Below are 14,330 nucleotides of genomic sequence, written 5' to 3' on the forward strand. Positions count from 1 at the left end.
AGGGCCGAGGGCCGAGGGAATCAGCTAGCCCCGGACTCCGGGGGCTCCGTCATTTTCAGGATTGCCGCGGCCAACGGGTAGTCAGCGCCCTCGCGCTCCTCGATGTAGCGACGTATTCGTTCATTACCGAAAAACGAGGCCCCCGCCTGTTCCATGTACTGGCGCATCTCTTCGATGTCGAGCAGGATCAACTCATCCTGCCCGCGCCAGCCGAACGCAATCTGTAGTACGCGCGATGAGACGTCGAAGTACTCCCCCACCGCGATCAACTCCGCGTAGCTGGGGAAATCGTCAGCATCCTTACGCCGTGAATAGGTCGCCTTGGGCAAGTTGAGCGCGGAACCGATTTCACTATCTGGAACGTCCCGGTTCAACAGCCACTCTAGGACGCGGCCAAGGTCCTTACCTGCGGGATTCAACCTCGGCACCCCACCAATGTATGGCTTGTTTTGGAATGAGTCAACTTTGGCGCAAATCTGAGCCTGCATTCCAACATCAGGCACGATTTGCCCGTTTTCGATCCCTGCTTCCATTTTTGGAACCAATGTCATACAGTAGCGACGCAAGGGTCCACTGCGGCACAGAAGACCGCCACAGGAAGTGGGATCCTGAAACGACAGATCGGGGCCAATCTCATGACGGACGCCGCAGCGACCTACAGCCACCCACTGCCGGCAAGGCAGTGCCTGTCCACTGGGCGGCTGTCGCGAGTCGTCGTCGGTATCGCGGCTGGAGTGACGCTGATCGCCTCTGCACCCGCATACGCGGACGCCGGTGAAACGACGGGCCCGTCCTACCGACTCGGCTACGACAAGGCCGTGAAAGACGGCCGCTTCACGATCAGCCGGATGCAGGCAATGGGGTTCCCGGCCGACTCGATCATCGTCTCCGGCCAGGTGCACAAGGTCTGCGCCAACCAGCTGGCGGCCGTGCAGCAGGTCCGGGACGTCTACGCCCCCGACTTCCTGCGTGGTTGCGCCAGCGGCGTACAGACTTTGGTCAATGCCGGCATTCCCAGCTGACTAGCCAACGAACCCGCAGGTTCGGTGCCAGACCCGTACTGGCACGAGGTCGACCAAAAGGTCGTCATTGCCACAAAAAAATTAGACGGTTCGGCTGGAAAAACACCTAGGATTTTCAGAGTGGCCCTACCTGAAGCATCTGAAGCGCTCGACAGCACGCTGCGCGACCTCAAGGCCCGCATCGCTGCCTTGGAAGCGTCGCGGACCAGCTACGAGGAAATAGTCGACGCGATCAAGGCTTTTGGCCAAACCCAGCAGATGCTCGCCGACGTACTCAGGGCATACGGCGGCGACATGCGCGGCACCGCCGAGGACTCCAACGAGCGCATCCGCAAGCTGGAAGCATCCGTTGCGGAGATCAAGAAGATGCTGACCCAGGGCTAGCAGGCTGACCTCATTTCCGGTCTGCCGCGGGCCTGTTGGCCAACCGCTCCCGAGTAGCCAGGGATCGATCACCCAGCGTCGAGATGGCGGCTCAGAAAGTCCAACACGGCCGCTGCGAAGATGTCGTTGCGGTCGCCGGCGACCATGTGCCCGGCGCCGCGGACATCGGTGAACTCGATATTCGGGAAGCGGGCAAGAAATTCCTCGGCTCGCTCCTTACTGACCAGGTCGCTCATTTGCCCCCGAATGAGCAACATGGGAACGCCGCCGCGCAGGATCGTGTCGACGGCGGCGTACAGCCGATGAGGCTCGGTGACTTCGATGGGGGGAAAGGCGGCGGAGCCGCTGATGAACCGCGGATCCCAGTGCCAATACCACCGATCGCCGCGACGGCGCAGGTTGGTGGTCAGGCCCTCCAAGTCGGTTGGCCTGGGCCGATGGGGGTTGTAGGCGGCGATCATATCGGCCACCTCATCCAGCGAGCCGAACCCCGATTCCACCCGCTCGACCATGAACGCATGTATCCGACTGGCTCCGGAGGGATCCATGTTCGGCACGATGTCCACCAGAACGACGGCACTGGCAATGCCCGGCGAAAGTTCCCCGGCCAGCAGCATCGACGTGAACCCGCCCAACGACGCGCCCACCAGAACCGGTTGCGGGGGCAGGCCTCGTAGCACCTCTTGAATATCCGCGGCGAAGCTGACAACGCGATAGTCCCCGTGCGGTGACCAGTCGGATTCACCATGCCCACGCAAGTCCACGGTGACCGATTGCCAACCCCGCTCGGCCACGACGGCGGCCACTCGGCCCCACGAGCGCCGAGTCTGTCCGCCGCCGTGCAAGAACACCACGGCACGTCCTCGCGGGTCACCGCAGCGATCTGCCACGATGCGAACGCCATCGGGCCCCTGAACCGAGAACCGCTCGGGTGCAGTCGCCACCAGCTGATACTAAGATGCTCTAACGTCGAGTCCGAGTCCGAATGCGAGCTCTCGAGGCTCCCCGAGCAAGCCACACACCTACCCGCGTGGCCAGGGCGGATCCCTTACAGCGCGTGAATTCCGTTGTAGAGCACCATCACACCGATCAGGATCAAGACGGCCGCGAGCATCCCCGCGTGGTTCTTTTCCATCCATTCCTTGAGCCGGTCCAGCGAATCCTCCAGACGGTCACCCGCACCCACGAAGGCCAGGATCGGACCGGCCACCGTCGATGCCGAGATGGCGACGAAAATCGCACCGCAGATCCATCTCATCGCGACACCGAGCCCACCGGTGCCGATCGCCAGTCCAGCCGCCAGGCAAATGATCACCACCTCGGGGCGCACCAGCACCAACACGGCCGCGGTTATCCCGGCACGCCGTGGCGTGATGGTGGCGAACGACCGCATCCACCGTGGTGATTCGACCTCCCCGTGCCGGTTCAACCAGCGGTAGATGCCGAACAAGATGAGCAACGACCCGACGACGATGCGAGCCCAGGATGCCCAGGCGGGTGGGGACCTACGCAGACCACCGAACAGTTCCGACCCGGCGACAAACATCGCCGTCACCGCTATCAGCCCCAGCACCCAGCCACCCAGGAACGCCAGCCCCGTCGGCCGGGGGCGCGGCGCATGTAGCACCAATACCGCCGGAATGATGGTTATTGGCGAGACCGCGATCACCAGCGCGAGGGGAACGAGGCTGGCCAGCACTGAGCCGGAATTTCCTGTCACGGGCAGCAATTTTCGCATCGACCGGACGCACCGACCATGACAACGCGCCCGGCCCCCCGATATTCACGCCAAACCTCAAGCCGGCGACAACAGAATTCGTTCAGGGAACCGGATCCTTGCTGGCCTTGACCGGCGCAGAGCTGGGCGGCAGGTTGAGCAGGTTGCCACGCAGACTCCCGCGCACGGTCCGGATGGCCACCAGCACCCAGGTGGCCAGCAGGCCGGCGTAGGCAGCGGCAGCGGCGACCCGGAATGCCGGCAAATGCGTATGGAGAGCCAGCTGCGACGTGCCGGTGACAAAGGTGCCGACCGGAAAGGTCAGGCTCCACCACGTCAGGGCGAACGGCATGCCCCGGCGCAGCGTGCGCACCGTCAGCGCGGTGGACAGCGCTATCCACAACATCGCGAAGCCCCACACCGGGACGCCGAAGACGATTGCGAACGCCTGCATGGTCTCCGCCAATTCGTGGTCCACCGCGCCGGTCGCGGCGGCCGCCCCCAAAAGTCCGGCGGCGGTGATGGATTGCCCCAGGGGTCCCAACACGATCCACAACGTGGGTACTCGCGCGGTGCCCGAGGTGCCGTACAACACCAGCCGGCTCCAGATCATCGCGATGATGTTCAGCGACGCCACAAACGACAATCCGAACATCGCGTAGCAGCCGTAGAGCATGGTTTCGCGGCCGGATCCGGCCGGCATATGCGGTAGCAGCAATGCGCCGGTCGCGGCCGACACCATCGGCGGGACCACCGGCATGAGCCACCCACCGAATGCCGCATCGGGCTCGACACGGTGCTGGGTGAACATGAGGAACGGAATGCTCACCGCGGTGAACAGGCCGCCGATGGTGCCCGCGGTCCACAACACCCAATCCAGGTCGACGGCGAGTCGCTCGCCGATGAGGGGCCCGCCCGCCAGAACCGCGCCGGCACCGACCGTCATGAGCGCCATGGGGGCAGCTCCGTAAAAGTGCGCCATCTGCGGATTGCGGGCGTGACTGCGCGCGACGGTGGGGTGTCGCAGCCAGTGGCCGCCGACCAGGACGATCAGCGCGAGAAGCAGCGCCGCGGCGATCACCCAGACGACTTGGGTGAAGGCCCGCAGCCCCACCAGGTGGACGGGCAGGGTCGCGCCGGCGACGGCCACGATTCCGGTACCCATGACCGAGGCAAACCAGTTGGGCCCGATGTTGCCCAGCACCTCGACGCGAGTATGCGGCGACGGCGTACCGGGCGAATTTGTAACGGCCATAGCTGAGAAACCTAGTGCCGAGTTCGCTTCGGCGCCGCGCGGCGCCGCAACTTGCGCGCCCGTGCGGCGGCGGCCGGTACGGGCGGCCAAACCGCCGGCCGGCCGGACTGCGTAGGGCAAATTGCCGCCACGACCGTGGTGCGTGAGGGTTGAGCGCGAGCCGAATACACTGCCTGCAGTGATGCTCCGGCGAAAGGTTCGCATTGAACAGAGTCCCGGTTGCGGTCTGCATTGCCGTCGTGCTTTTGGTTGCCGCGTTCGCCATGCCTATCAAGCAACGGTGCGGCGCACCGGGCCGCAGGTGCGCTACCGCAGTAGACGCACGTGGCTGTGTTCACCGTTACTACGAAGTCGAACCATTCATCATTTTTCTCATTGAACGCGCAACGGGCTCGAATATCCCCTTCTACTACACGTCGGGAGAAGAAATCGTGAGGGTCCAATAGCCCTCGCTCGAGGCTCGACGTCGGTCACGAATGCTTGCCGACCACAACGGATTCACTAGGTACAAACTTGCGACGCGAACTCCACCGTGGTGGTCGACGGTGTGTTGAATTGTGAGTCGACGGTCAGCGTGGGAACCACTAGTTGGTTTTCGATTCCCAGTCGCTTGAGGTCGAGGTTGATTTCAATGGTGTCGGGCGCGGTTCTGCGGGCATTGGTGTCTCGATCCGGCCGCATGGTCACGTCATTCCCGTTGGACGTCAGGGTGGCGGTGATGGCGAGGTCGTCGGTGTCCTCTTCGGGACCCAGCTCGACGAACTTGCGGCCGTTGTTGGCAACGCTGAATGTCAGCACATAGCCCACGAACCCGGACGCATGACTACCGCTGGGTGACTGCGGCAACGGTTCGGCGAACCGAATCACCAGCTCGAGTACGCCCGCGCTGGGATGTTCGACCTGCACCGCGGCCACGATGATCTGGTCCGGCGGCTTTGGCCCCTCCTGTATGCGGCATTCGAGATGATTGGGCAGTCGCGCCCAGTTGTCGGGCGGCGATTGCAGCCAAAACGCAACGCCGATTCCCGCCGAGATCAGCACGAAGGCGATGGGCAACAGCAACCGCAGCGCCAGCGGCATCGCCGACCATCCCCGGCGCACACCGTCGACAACGGCCGCCAGCGGCGAGCGCGCTATCCCAGCAGCTGCCCGACAGTGCTCAGTCCAGCGCTCACCGTCCCAATATCGTCGTCCCCCGGAACCGCCGGGATCGGCATACCATCCCGCCGGCGGTGAAGTCGGCACCCACACGCTCCATTCAATCGATTCAAACGTCAGGAACTGGTCAGCTCAAACCGCGTCGGCCGGCCAGATCACGGTGGCGAATCCCATGGCTCTGGCGGCGGATCAAGCATCTGCACGTGGTCACCCTGCCACTGAAACCCGACGACGGTCAGCACGCCATCCTCGCAAGCGTCACAGCTCTGCCTGGACCGATACGTGAGGACCACCAGATCGTCGGTGGATGCCGGAGCTTCCAACTGGGTGAACGGGTATGCCTCGGGTGTCGCCGTCCCGACGAACTGCCCGCGATGAAACATCAGCGCCTCGTCTGGCGAGCTGCGAGTCGCATCGACCACCGTCACCACCACCGCGGATAGGTCCGCGCAGGGGTCGTAGTCGCTGAATTCCGGGGTGGGGTTCCACGGCCTACCGGTCTTTTTATCCGGGGGCAGCGTGGCCAGCGCCGCCGCCACCGCCGCCGCCTCATCCGGGCCGCATGACCCGGGCGGCGCGCTGGTGGGCGACGTCGCGACCGGCGTCGTGGCCGACGTCGTTGCCGGTGCGGTGGCCGCTGTGGTGGCCGGCGGACTCGCGGCCGGCTGGGGCCTGGCCGAGTACGCGATGATCGCCACCACGCCGACGCACACGGCGGCGACCAGGGCTACGACCAGCCAGATCACCCGGCCGGATCCGCCCCGCACTCCAGGTTGCGACGACGGTGGCGTGGTGTCGACGTTGTCGGACGGCTGATAGACCGGTGGCGGCCAGTTGGGGTCGATCTCGCCAGAAGCCATATTTCCCGGGGTCCCCCCAATACCCTCCAGACACCTGTACGGTACTTCCGAATTTGGCGAATTGTAGCCAGAACATGCAGGTAGGGGAAATGTCGCGGCCGTGAAATCAGCGCCACGCCGGGGGTGAATCTGCCCACATCAGAGCTTCTGGAGTAGGGTCCACACAGCAATCTGCCGCATACTGGACGGCATGCATCGAGCGACGTCCCCGCAAACCGCTGGCCAAGCGCCGGTCGGTGGGCCGGTAGCGGACTAAGGCTCGTAATGGGACGTACCAAAGCCCGGCATCGCGCTGTTCGAAAACCGTCACCGATCCGCCGGCGGGTGTCGCGCACCCTGATGACCCTGGTGTCGGTGGTCGCGCTGGGAATGACCGGGGCCGGATATTGGGTGGCTCACGGCGCGCTGACCGGCATCACCATCTCCCAGGCCCTGACCGCCGAGGATCCGCGATCCACCGGCAACAACATGAACATCCTGCTGATCGGGCTGGACTCCCGTAAGGACCAAGAAGGCAACGACCTGCCGTGGTCGATCCTGAAGCACCTGCACGCGGGTGATTCGGATCAAGGTGGTTACAACACCAACACGCTGATCCTGGTGCATGTCAGCGCCGATGGAAAAGTTGTCGCCTTCTCGATCCCGCGTGACGACTGGGTGCCGTTCACCGGCGTTCCCGGCTACAACCACATCAAGATCAAAGAGGCTTACGGACTCACCAAGCAGTACGTCGCGCAGGAGCTGATCGATCAGGGCGTGACCAGCCAGCGCGAACTCGAGACCCGCGGCCGCGAAGCCGGCCGGGCCGCAACTTTGCGTGCGGTGCGCGCTCTGACCGGTGTTCCCATCGACTACTTCGCCGAGGTCAATTTGGCGGGCTTCTATGACCTCGCCCAAGCCCTGGGCGGCGTGGAAGTCTGCCTGAACCATGCCGTTGACGACTCCTACTCGGGAGCCGACTTCCCCGCCGGCCGCCAGCGCTTGGATGCCGCCCAGGCGCTGGCCTTTGTGCGCCAGCGCCACGGTCTAGACAACGGGGACCTGGATCGCACCCACCGCCAGCAGGCTTTCCTGTCGTCGGTCATGCGCGATCTGCAGGATTCGGGCACCTTCACCAACCTGGACCGGCTGGACAGCCTGATGGCGGTGGCACGCAAAGACCTCGTGTTGTCCGGGGGCTGGGATGAGGACCTGATTCGCCGCATGGGTGAGCTGGCCGGAGCCGACATCGAGTTCCGGACGCTACCGGTGGTGCGGTACGACAACATCGACGGCCAGGACGTCAACATCGTCGATCCCGCGGCGATCAAGGCCGAGGTAGCAGCGGCCATCGGCAGCACATCAACCGCCGCCACGGCGACCACGACGCCGGCCAAACCCAGCCCGTCCACCGTCGTTGACGTGGTCAACGCGGGCAGCATCAGCGGGTTGGCCAGCCAGGTGTCCAACGCACTGCGCAAGCGCGGCTATACCACCGATCAGGTCCGCGACCGCAAGTCCGGAGACCCGGCGGCCACCACGATCAAGTACGGCCCCGGTGCGCAGGCCGACGCGATGAACCTGGGCACCCTGTTGGGTATCGACGCCCCGAAGCAACCGGATGCCAGCATCGAACCCGGACATATCCAGGTAACGGTGGACACCAACTTCTCGATGCCGGCGCCCGACGATTCCGACGACGACACAACCACCTACCCCAAGCCCAACGCGTACTACAACGGGGGCGACGACAGCTCCAGCTATCCGGCGCCAGACCACGGACAGCCGATCGACGGCGGCGGAGTTCCCTGCGTCAACTAGCCCGAGTCAGGCGTGAGTTCCGCCATCGATGCGGATCTCGGTGCCGGTGATGAAGGCGCCATCCTCGGATACCAGCATCGCGATCACGCCCGCCACGACGGAGGGATCGGCCATTCCGGCGCCACTGGAGGTCTCAGTGGTCGGCAGAATCGGCATCAGCCGGGTGAACAGCGACCAATTCGCGTCCGCCGGGATGTACCCGCCGGTGGCGTCGGTGATGCCGGACTTGATGCTCCCGGGCGCCACGCACACCGCTCGTAGGCCGTCTCGGGCGTACTCGAGGGCCAAGGAATGGGTGAACGCCTGGACTCCGCCTTTGCTGGCCGCGTAGGCGGCCATGTACGGATGGGCAAACGCGGCCGAGGTGGAGCTGAAGTTCACCACGGTGCTGCGCTGATTGTCGAGCAGCGCCGGCAGTGCTTCCCGGACCACCAGAAAGGTGCCGGTCAGGTTGACCGCGATGATCTGGTTCCACTGTTGGATGCTGGTTTGATGCGTGTGCGCGGCACGCAACATCCCGGCGGCGTTGACCAGCGCATCCAGACCGCCGAGCGCCTGGACCGCCGCGCCAACGCCGTCGACCACCGACTTCTCGTCAGCGACGTCGATCTGGCACGTGGTGAGTCTGGCGCCGGTCCCGGCCTCAGCTGTGCGCGCCTGGGTTCTGGATAGGCCATCCGCATCGATATCGGCGCCAACCACCGTGGCCCCCTCGTCCAGTAGCCGCAACACCGTGGCCTGGCCGATGCCGGAGCCGGCGCCGGTCACCAGGATTCGCTGTCCAACCAGTCGAGTCATGGGTCAGACCAATCCGCGCAGTGCGTCACGGCCGAACACCGGTTCCAGCATCGCCGAGAAGTCCGGGCCGCGCCGCAGCATCTGGCCGCCGTCGACATTGATGACCTGTCCGGTGACGAAGCTGGCGGCATCGCTGAGCAGAAACATCGCCATGTTGGCGACGTCCTCGACTTCACCCTGGCGGGGCAGCGGCGTGCACATCGCGTAGTCGGAGCTCAACTCCGCGGACTCGGTGATCGCTGCGACGAGGTCGGTGCGGATCAAGCCGGGGCGGATGCTGTTTACCCGCACCCACGACGCGCCAAGCTCGTCGGCGGCCAACTGCATCAGGTGATCGACCGCGGACTTGGTGACACCGTAGGCACCGAACCAGCGATGGGTATTGCTGGCCGCAATCGAGGAGATGCCGACAAACGATCCGCCGCCGCCTCGCACCATCTCTCGTGCGGCGTGTTTGAGGACGTACATGGTGCCGTTGACGTTGAGGTCGACCGTACGGCGCCACGCTTCGGAGTCGACCTGGGTGATCGGTCCGATGGTCTCCGATCCGCCCGCACAGTGCACCACTCCATGCAGCCGGCCGTGCCAGGCGGTAACCGCATCCACCGCGCGGGCGGTCTCGTCCTCGTTGGTGATGTCGGTGGGTTCGTACCGGATGGCGCCGCCGTTGGCACCTAACGCTTCGAGTTCCTGTACCGCGCCGGCGAGCTTGTCGGGGTTACGGCCGACGATCATGACCGAGGCTCCGGCCGCGACCAGCCCGGCGGCCACTCCCTTTCCGATTCCGCTACCGCCGCCGGTGACCAGGTAGGTCCGGTCTTGGAACGAAAGCTGCATCTGGACCCCTCACGCCAAAACTGAAACAGGTTCTAGTCATAGAACCATGCACCATGATCGCCGCTGCGGCTCCCCCCGGCGCGCGGACCGACTACGCCGTCTCGCCCACGTGCCGGTTGACCCACCCGATCACTTCGCCCACCGTCTCGAGCGGGATTTCGGGATCTTTGAGCCGCATCTGCAGGCGGCTCTCCAAGGCCGCGACGAGTTCCATCTTGCGTGGCGAGTCATAGCCCAAGTCATCAACCAGATACGAATCGACGGTTACCGGTGCCATGTGGTCGGGCGCCAGCGACGCGATAACGGACAGAATCGCTTGATCGAGTGGATTCATGCTGGACTGACCTCTCCGAAGAGTTCTCGTGCCATGACGTGACGGATCTTGCCCGAGGCGGTCTTGGGGACGTTACCCTCGCCAACCAGCAGCACCGTCGGGCTCAAGCCCGTTGCGCCGCGCACATTCTGGGCGATCTGGCGGCGCAATTCCCGGCCGTCCTCGATGGACGGGTCCGCAACGGTCTCGGCGACGATCCTGATCTCCTCGCGCCGGTCGGCCAGGGTGACCCCGAACGCGACAACGCCTCCGAGCCTGATGCCGTGGACCGACGCGGCCAGCCGCTCGATGTCGGCGGGAAAGATATTGCGGCCGGCGACGATGATGACGTTCTTGCGGCGCCCGCACACGACGATTTCGCCGCCCTCGGTGAGATACCCGAGGTCGCCGGTGAAAAGCCAGCCGTCCGGGTCCACGGCGGCGACCTCTCCGTCCATCGTGAGGTAGTGACGGGCCACGGCGTCGCCGGCGATCGCGATCTCGCCCATGCGGCGCGGCGGCAGGTTGCTGCCGTCGGCGGCGACGATCCGCACCTCGACCCCGGACATCGGGGGTCCCAGCGTCACGAACTGTTTCGTCGGCCCCCCGCAGGAGCACGCCGGTAGCGCCAGACCCCGGTTTTCCAGTTCCTCGACGCACACCGACTCGGTCGTGAGCGGATTGTCGACAGGCGAAAACGACACCGCGACGGTCGCTTCGGCCAGACCGTAGGCGGCGCCGAGCGCCGTGTGGCGCAGTCCAAAGCGCCCGGCTTGCCGCGCGAACTCCGCCATGGTCGCGGGATCGATGGGCTCCGCACCCGTGACGACGCAGCGTAGGGCACCCAGGTCGTAGGTGCCGTCCTCGACCGCGCTGAGTCGGCGGCTGATGATCGAGTACGCGAAGTTGGGCGCCGCGGTGATGGTGGCCCGCCGCTCGGTCAGGATCTGCATCCACTTGAGCGGGGACACCACAAACTCCGTCGGCGTGATGTAGACCGCGCCGTTGCCGGCGAACATCGGAGAGATCAGGTAGGCGATCAGCCCCATGTCATGTGACAGCGGAAGCCAACTCGCGGTGATGTCGACCTCGGGGTCCAAATGCACCTCCGCCGTCATGGCTGCGACGTCGGCGAACAGGTTGCCATGGGTGATCGCGACGGCCTTGGGGTCTCCTGTCGATCCCGATGTGAGTTGGTAGAGCGCGACGTCGTCCTCGCCGGTCGGCTCCTCGGTGGCCGCAAGTTCGGGCCAGCTCTCACCTATCTCGATGACGCGGTATCCCGCCGCACGCAAGGTCTCGGCCGCAGCAAGGAAAGGCTCCCCGATGACCACCCAGCGAGTGTCCAGCAACGCCAGCGCGCGCAACGTACCGGCGTGCCACCCGGCCAGATCGGCCTGCGAGGTCGGTTGCTGCAGCATGGTCATCGCGGCGCCCAGCCGCCAGATGCCTTGTACGACGGGAGCGACATCCTCGGGCCCGGCGGCCAGCACGGTCACCCTGCTGCCGCGGGTGACTCCCTCCGCCGACAACCGGCCCGCAACCCGCACCGCCGTCTGATGAATGTCGCGCCAGCTGGCAAACCGCAATCCACCCGCGGCGCCGAAGTGCAAACCCCGCGGGGAATTGCTAGCGGTCGTTGCGATGGCGTCGGTAAACCTACTCATATTCCTGCCGCTTCCCATCTTGACGGACTAGCACCTGAGCGGTTATCGCGATTTCCGAAGATTGCGCGCGAACGAGCATTGTCGATTGAATTTTTTGATACGAAATTGTTAACATCAGCCAGCAATTTGACACTCAGCGATCATTTGTCTCGTGCGCCAAGCACGGCGGCGGCAATGACTTCGACCGCTCGCTCGATCTGGGCCGTCGAGTGACCCGCCGACACGCTGCACCGCATCAATGCCTCGTTCTCACCGACCGCGGGCGGAAGCGCCAGCGCGCAGAAGACACCATCGTCGAAGGCTCGGTTCCAGGCGGCGATCGCTTGGCTTTCCCGCCCGATCCAAACCGACACATGCGGTGCCATCGCGCCCGAACCGTCGGCCCGGACTATCCCTCCTCGCACCTGCAATCCGTGTGCGACCAGACCGTCGCGCAGGGCTTGGGCGTTGGCCAGGACTGCGGCGGCGCGCTGTGCCCCCTCCGGGCCGCGAATGATTTCAATCGCCGCAGCGCTTGCGGCCAACGCGGCCGGCGCGGCCGTTGCGGTGAAGATATGGGCATTGGAGTGCAACTTGAGCACATCAATCAGGTCTTGGGATCCAACGATGTAACCGCCGGTGGAGGCGATCGCTTTCGACATGCCGCCCATCAACACGTCGACATCCTTGGCACATCCGAATTCTTCGGCGATTCCGGTGCGCCGCGACCCGAAGACGCCGACGCTGTGCGCCTCGTCTACGAACAGGCCCACGTTATATTTGCTGGCCAGCGCCGCAATGCCGGCCATCGGCGCGATGTCGCCCTGCATCGAGTAAAGCCCGTCGACGACGATGAGTTTGGTGCCGCCGCGGTCAGCGGTGCGGATCAGATTGCGTTCCAGCGCATCGAGGTCATTGTGCGCAAAGAACCGCGAGCTGGCCCCGGACAGCCGGATGCCGTCCTGGATCGATGCGTGCGCTTCACTATCGGGAAACGCCAGATCGGTGACGCCCAACAAGGCGGTGAGCGCGCCCACGTTGGTCAGGTATCCGCTGTTGTAGACCAGCGCCGCCTCGGTCCCGTACCAGTCGGCCAGTAACTCTTCGAGCTCGACCTTGATCTGCAGCGTGCCGCAGAACGGAGGCGCCCCCGCACACGAGGGCCCGTAGCGCTCGGTCGCCCGATTCGCCGCCTCAACCAAGCGAGGGTCGCCACCTAGGCCCAGGGAGTTGTTCGAGGCGAACATCACCCGGGGCTGTCCTTCGACGACGGTGGTCGGCCCGGGGGCGGACTCCACGGTCCGAAAGAACGGCAATTCCATGCGAGCGCCGTAGTGCCGGAAGGCGGCCAAGCGACTGTCCCGCTCTACCCGCGCGTGCAGGTTCAACCGCGACGTATTAAGCACGCGTGTAATTAGACACCAAGTTAGGCCACTTAAGGGATGCTTTCTGTCAAGTGACAGCAATAGCGCAGAATCTTGGAATTTGGTTCCGAAAAACCGGATTCAACCAGTCCGCAACGGGAACGTCCCGGGGGCCGCCTGAACATACTTTGGGGTTTGGTACCGGTTCTTGACAACCGCGTCACGGCCGGGTTTAGGGCGTATCGCGTCGAGCTACCTGGGTCGGCCCGGCCGTACGCCAGTCCTCGACGTCGGGCGGCAGACCAATCGGGTACCGGTTCTCATTGTGGGCCGCCCAGTGTGCGTGACCCAGCTCGTGCACGTGAAACGCGTGCCGTAGCGCCTCGGTGAATCCCATCGCGTCGGAAGCGGCGTTGACCGAGTCCTTGACCAACAACGCCGCCATGGTCGGACGTTCGGCGATACGACGGGCGAACTGCAGGGTCTTGTCCGCCAGCTCATCGGCAGGGAAAACCTTGGACACCATGCCTAGCCGGTACGCCTCCTCAGCGTCTAGCGAATCACCGGTCAACAACAGCTCTTTGGCTTTGCGCGGCCCGAATTCCCAAGGATGAGCATAGTATTCGACCCCGGGCATCCCCAGACGCACCGCCACCACGTCGCTGAACTTGGCATTGTCCGCGGCGACGATCAGATCGCAGGCCCAGATCAGCATCAGGGCCGCCGAGATCGCATTGCCCTGTACCTGGGCAATGGTGATCTTGCGCAGATCGCGCCAGCGGCAGGTGTTTTGGAAGTAGAAGTGCCACTCCTGCAGGTAGAGCTTCTCCATTACCGCGTCGCGGGTCCCACCGTGCGATCGGAAGGTCGAATGCTGCGCCGGCCCGGGTTTGCGTTCCAGCAGCGCCGCCTCGGACCCGAGATCGTGTCCGGCGGAGAAGTTCTTGCCACGCGCGGCGAGAATCACCACTCGCACGGTGTCGTCCGCCTCGGCTCGACCAAACGCCTCGTCCAGCTGCACCAACAGGGTGCGGTTCTGCGCGTTGTGCGCCTCGGGCCGGTTGAGCCAGATCCGGGCGATACGGCCCTCATCAAGGGTTTCGTAGGCCACCAGTTCGGCGGGGGCGACACCCTCCGCGCTGGTGTCGGCCTGCTCGGAGAGTGTCATTGCGCCCG

Annotated in this window: 16 protein-coding genes; 4 read left to right on the top strand and 12 right to left on the bottom strand. The window is 64.8% G+C overall.

Going from position 1 to position 14,330, the window contains the following annotated elements; translation table 11 throughout:
• Positions 1 to 20 precede the first annotated feature (20 nt).
• Positions 21 to 428, bottom strand: a complete 408-nt coding sequence (locus CCUG20998_RS24660; protein ID WP_231389787.1) for a hypothetical protein — start codon at positions 426 to 428, stop codon at positions 21 to 23.
• A 207-nt stretch (positions 429 to 635) separates the two neighbouring features.
• On the opposite strand from CCUG20998_RS24660, the gene CCUG20998_RS24665 reads away from it, so the two are divergent.
• Both CCUG20998_RS24665 and CCUG20998_RS24670 read left to right on the top strand, forming a co-directional pair.
• Positions 636 to 1,022 carry a hypothetical protein gene (locus tag CCUG20998_RS24665; RefSeq protein ID WP_036456700.1) on the top strand — a complete coding sequence of 129 codons (387 nt, stop codon included), beginning with the start codon at positions 636 to 638 and terminating at the stop codon, positions 1,020 to 1,022.
• A gap of 120 nt (positions 1,023 to 1,142) precedes the next feature.
• Entirely contained in the window at positions 1,143 to 1,406 is a 264-nt protein-coding gene (locus CCUG20998_RS24670) for a hypothetical protein (protein ID WP_012396487.1), read from the top strand.
• A gap of 68 nt (positions 1,407 to 1,474) precedes the next feature.
• Here the strand turns inward: CCUG20998_RS24670 and CCUG20998_RS24675 are convergent, their stop codons facing one another.
• The 3 genes from CCUG20998_RS24675 to CCUG20998_RS24685 form a co-directional block, all read right to left on the bottom strand.
• Positions 1,475 to 2,350, bottom strand: coding sequence for an alpha/beta fold hydrolase (locus CCUG20998_RS24675; RefSeq protein WP_020730695.1), 876 nt, complete (start codon positions 2,348 to 2,350; stop codon positions 1,475 to 1,477).
• Positions 2,351 to 2,454: 104 nt separating this feature from the next.
• Positions 2,455 to 3,144, bottom strand: a complete 690-nt coding sequence (locus CCUG20998_RS24680; RefSeq protein WP_036456698.1) for a GAP family protein — start codon at positions 3,142 to 3,144, stop codon at positions 2,455 to 2,457.
• Between the two features lie 82 nt (positions 3,145 to 3,226).
• Positions 3,227 to 4,378, bottom strand: a complete 1,152-nt coding sequence (locus CCUG20998_RS24685) for a TDT family transporter (RefSeq protein ID WP_020730693.1) — start codon at positions 4,376 to 4,378, stop codon at positions 3,227 to 3,229.
• 203 nt (positions 4,379 to 4,581) lie between these two features.
• On the opposite strand from CCUG20998_RS24685, the gene CCUG20998_RS28795 reads away from it, so the two are divergent.
• A complete protein-coding gene (locus CCUG20998_RS28795; RefSeq protein WP_011741697.1) occupies positions 4,582 to 4,824 on the top strand; it encodes a hypothetical protein in 243 nt (80 codons plus the stop codon).
• Positions 4,825 to 4,879: 55 nt separating this feature from the next.
• Here CCUG20998_RS28795 and CCUG20998_RS24695 read toward each other — a convergent pair whose 3' ends face one another.
• Both CCUG20998_RS24695 and CCUG20998_RS24700 read right to left on the bottom strand, forming a co-directional pair.
• Positions 4,880 to 5,623 (bottom strand): DUF2510 domain-containing protein, encoded by a 744-nt coding sequence (locus CCUG20998_RS24695; protein ID WP_036457040.1) that lies wholly within the window; start codon positions 5,621 to 5,623, stop codon positions 4,880 to 4,882.
• Positions 5,624 to 5,691: 68 nt separating this feature from the next.
• Positions 5,692 to 6,396, bottom strand: a complete 705-nt coding sequence (locus CCUG20998_RS24700; RefSeq protein WP_036456697.1) for an LppP/LprE family lipoprotein — start codon at positions 6,394 to 6,396, stop codon at positions 5,692 to 5,694.
• Between the two features lie 264 nt (positions 6,397 to 6,660).
• Between CCUG20998_RS24700 and CCUG20998_RS24705 the strand changes: the two genes are divergently transcribed.
• Positions 6,661 to 8,196 carry an LCP family protein gene (locus CCUG20998_RS24705; protein WP_015357337.1) on the top strand — a complete coding sequence of 512 codons (1,536 nt, stop codon included), beginning with the start codon at positions 6,661 to 6,663 and terminating at the stop codon, positions 8,194 to 8,196.
• A 6-nt stretch (positions 8,197 to 8,202) separates the two neighbouring features.
• Here the strand turns inward: CCUG20998_RS24705 and CCUG20998_RS24710 are convergent, their stop codons facing one another.
• The 6 genes from CCUG20998_RS24710 to CCUG20998_RS24735 form a co-directional block, all read right to left on the bottom strand.
• Positions 8,203 to 8,994, bottom strand: coding sequence for an SDR family NAD(P)-dependent oxidoreductase (locus CCUG20998_RS24710; protein ID WP_011741700.1), 792 nt, complete (start codon positions 8,992 to 8,994; stop codon positions 8,203 to 8,205).
• A 3-nt stretch (positions 8,995 to 8,997) separates the two neighbouring features.
• On the bottom strand, positions 8,998 to 9,831 hold the full coding sequence (locus CCUG20998_RS24715; RefSeq protein ID WP_012396494.1) for an SDR family oxidoreductase: 834 nt from the start codon (positions 9,829 to 9,831) through the stop codon (positions 8,998 to 9,000).
• A 91-nt stretch (positions 9,832 to 9,922) separates the two neighbouring features.
• Positions 9,923 to 10,165, bottom strand: coding sequence for an acyl carrier protein (locus tag CCUG20998_RS24720; protein ID WP_012396495.1), 243 nt, complete (start codon positions 10,163 to 10,165; stop codon positions 9,923 to 9,925).
• Positions 10,162 to 11,811: a fatty acyl-AMP ligase gene (locus CCUG20998_RS24725; RefSeq protein ID WP_036456696.1), complete on the bottom strand. Its 1,650-nt coding sequence runs from the start codon at positions 11,809 to 11,811 to the stop codon at positions 10,162 to 10,164. The genes CCUG20998_RS24720 and CCUG20998_RS24725 overlap by 4 nt, the downstream gene beginning before the upstream one ends.
• A 140-nt stretch (positions 11,812 to 11,951) precedes the next feature.
• Complete coding sequence (locus tag CCUG20998_RS24730) at positions 11,952 to 13,196, bottom strand: aminotransferase class I/II-fold pyridoxal phosphate-dependent enzyme (RefSeq protein WP_036456695.1); 1,245 nt, start codon at positions 13,194 to 13,196, stop codon at positions 11,952 to 11,954.
• Between the two features lie 190 nt (positions 13,197 to 13,386).
• A complete protein-coding gene (locus CCUG20998_RS24735; protein WP_020730687.1) occupies positions 13,387 to 14,322 on the bottom strand; it encodes an enoyl-CoA hydratase in 936 nt (311 codons plus the stop codon).
• Positions 14,323 to 14,330 lie beyond the last annotated feature (8 nt).

Origin of the sequence: Mycobacterium marinum, assembly GCF_003391395.1 — a bacterium.
Classification (GTDB): Bacteria; Actinomycetota; Actinomycetes; order Mycobacteriales; family Mycobacteriaceae; genus Mycobacterium; species Mycobacterium marinum.

Excerpts from the sequence above, each read along its gene's own strand:
- CCUG20998_RS24665 (WP_036456700.1), top strand. The coding sequence starts at position 636 with ATGACGGACGCCGCAGCGACCTACAGCCACCCACTGCCGGCAAGGCAG.
- CCUG20998_RS24680 (WP_036456698.1), bottom strand. The coding sequence starts at position 3,144 with ATGCGAAAATTGCTGCCCGTGACAGGAAATTCCGGCTCAGTGCTGGCC.
- CCUG20998_RS24685 (WP_020730693.1), bottom strand. The coding sequence starts at position 4,378 with ATGGCCGTTACAAATTCGCCCGGTACGCCGTCGCCGCATACTCGCGTC.
- CCUG20998_RS24700 (WP_036456697.1), bottom strand. The coding sequence starts at position 6,396 with ATGGCTTCTGGCGAGATCGACCCCAACTGGCCGCCACCGGTCTATCAG.
- CCUG20998_RS24705 (WP_015357337.1), top strand. The coding sequence starts at position 6,661 with ATGGGACGTACCAAAGCCCGGCATCGCGCTGTTCGAAAACCGTCACCG.
- CCUG20998_RS24710 (WP_011741700.1), bottom strand. The coding sequence starts at position 8,994 with ATGACTCGACTGGTTGGACAGCGAATCCTGGTGACCGGCGCCGGCTCC.
- CCUG20998_RS24715 (WP_012396494.1), bottom strand. The coding sequence starts at position 9,831 with ATGCAGCTTTCGTTCCAAGACCGGACCTACCTGGTCACCGGCGGCGGT.
- CCUG20998_RS24720 (WP_012396495.1), bottom strand. The coding sequence starts at position 10,165 with ATGAATCCACTCGATCAAGCGATTCTGTCCGTTATCGCGTCGCTGGCG.
- CCUG20998_RS24725 (WP_036456696.1), bottom strand. The coding sequence starts at position 11,811 with ATGAGTAGGTTTACCGACGCCATCGCAACGACCGCTAGCAATTCCCCG.
- CCUG20998_RS24735 (WP_020730687.1), bottom strand. The coding sequence starts at position 14,322 with ATGACACTCTCCGAGCAGGCCGACACCAGCGCGGAGGGTGTCGCCCCC.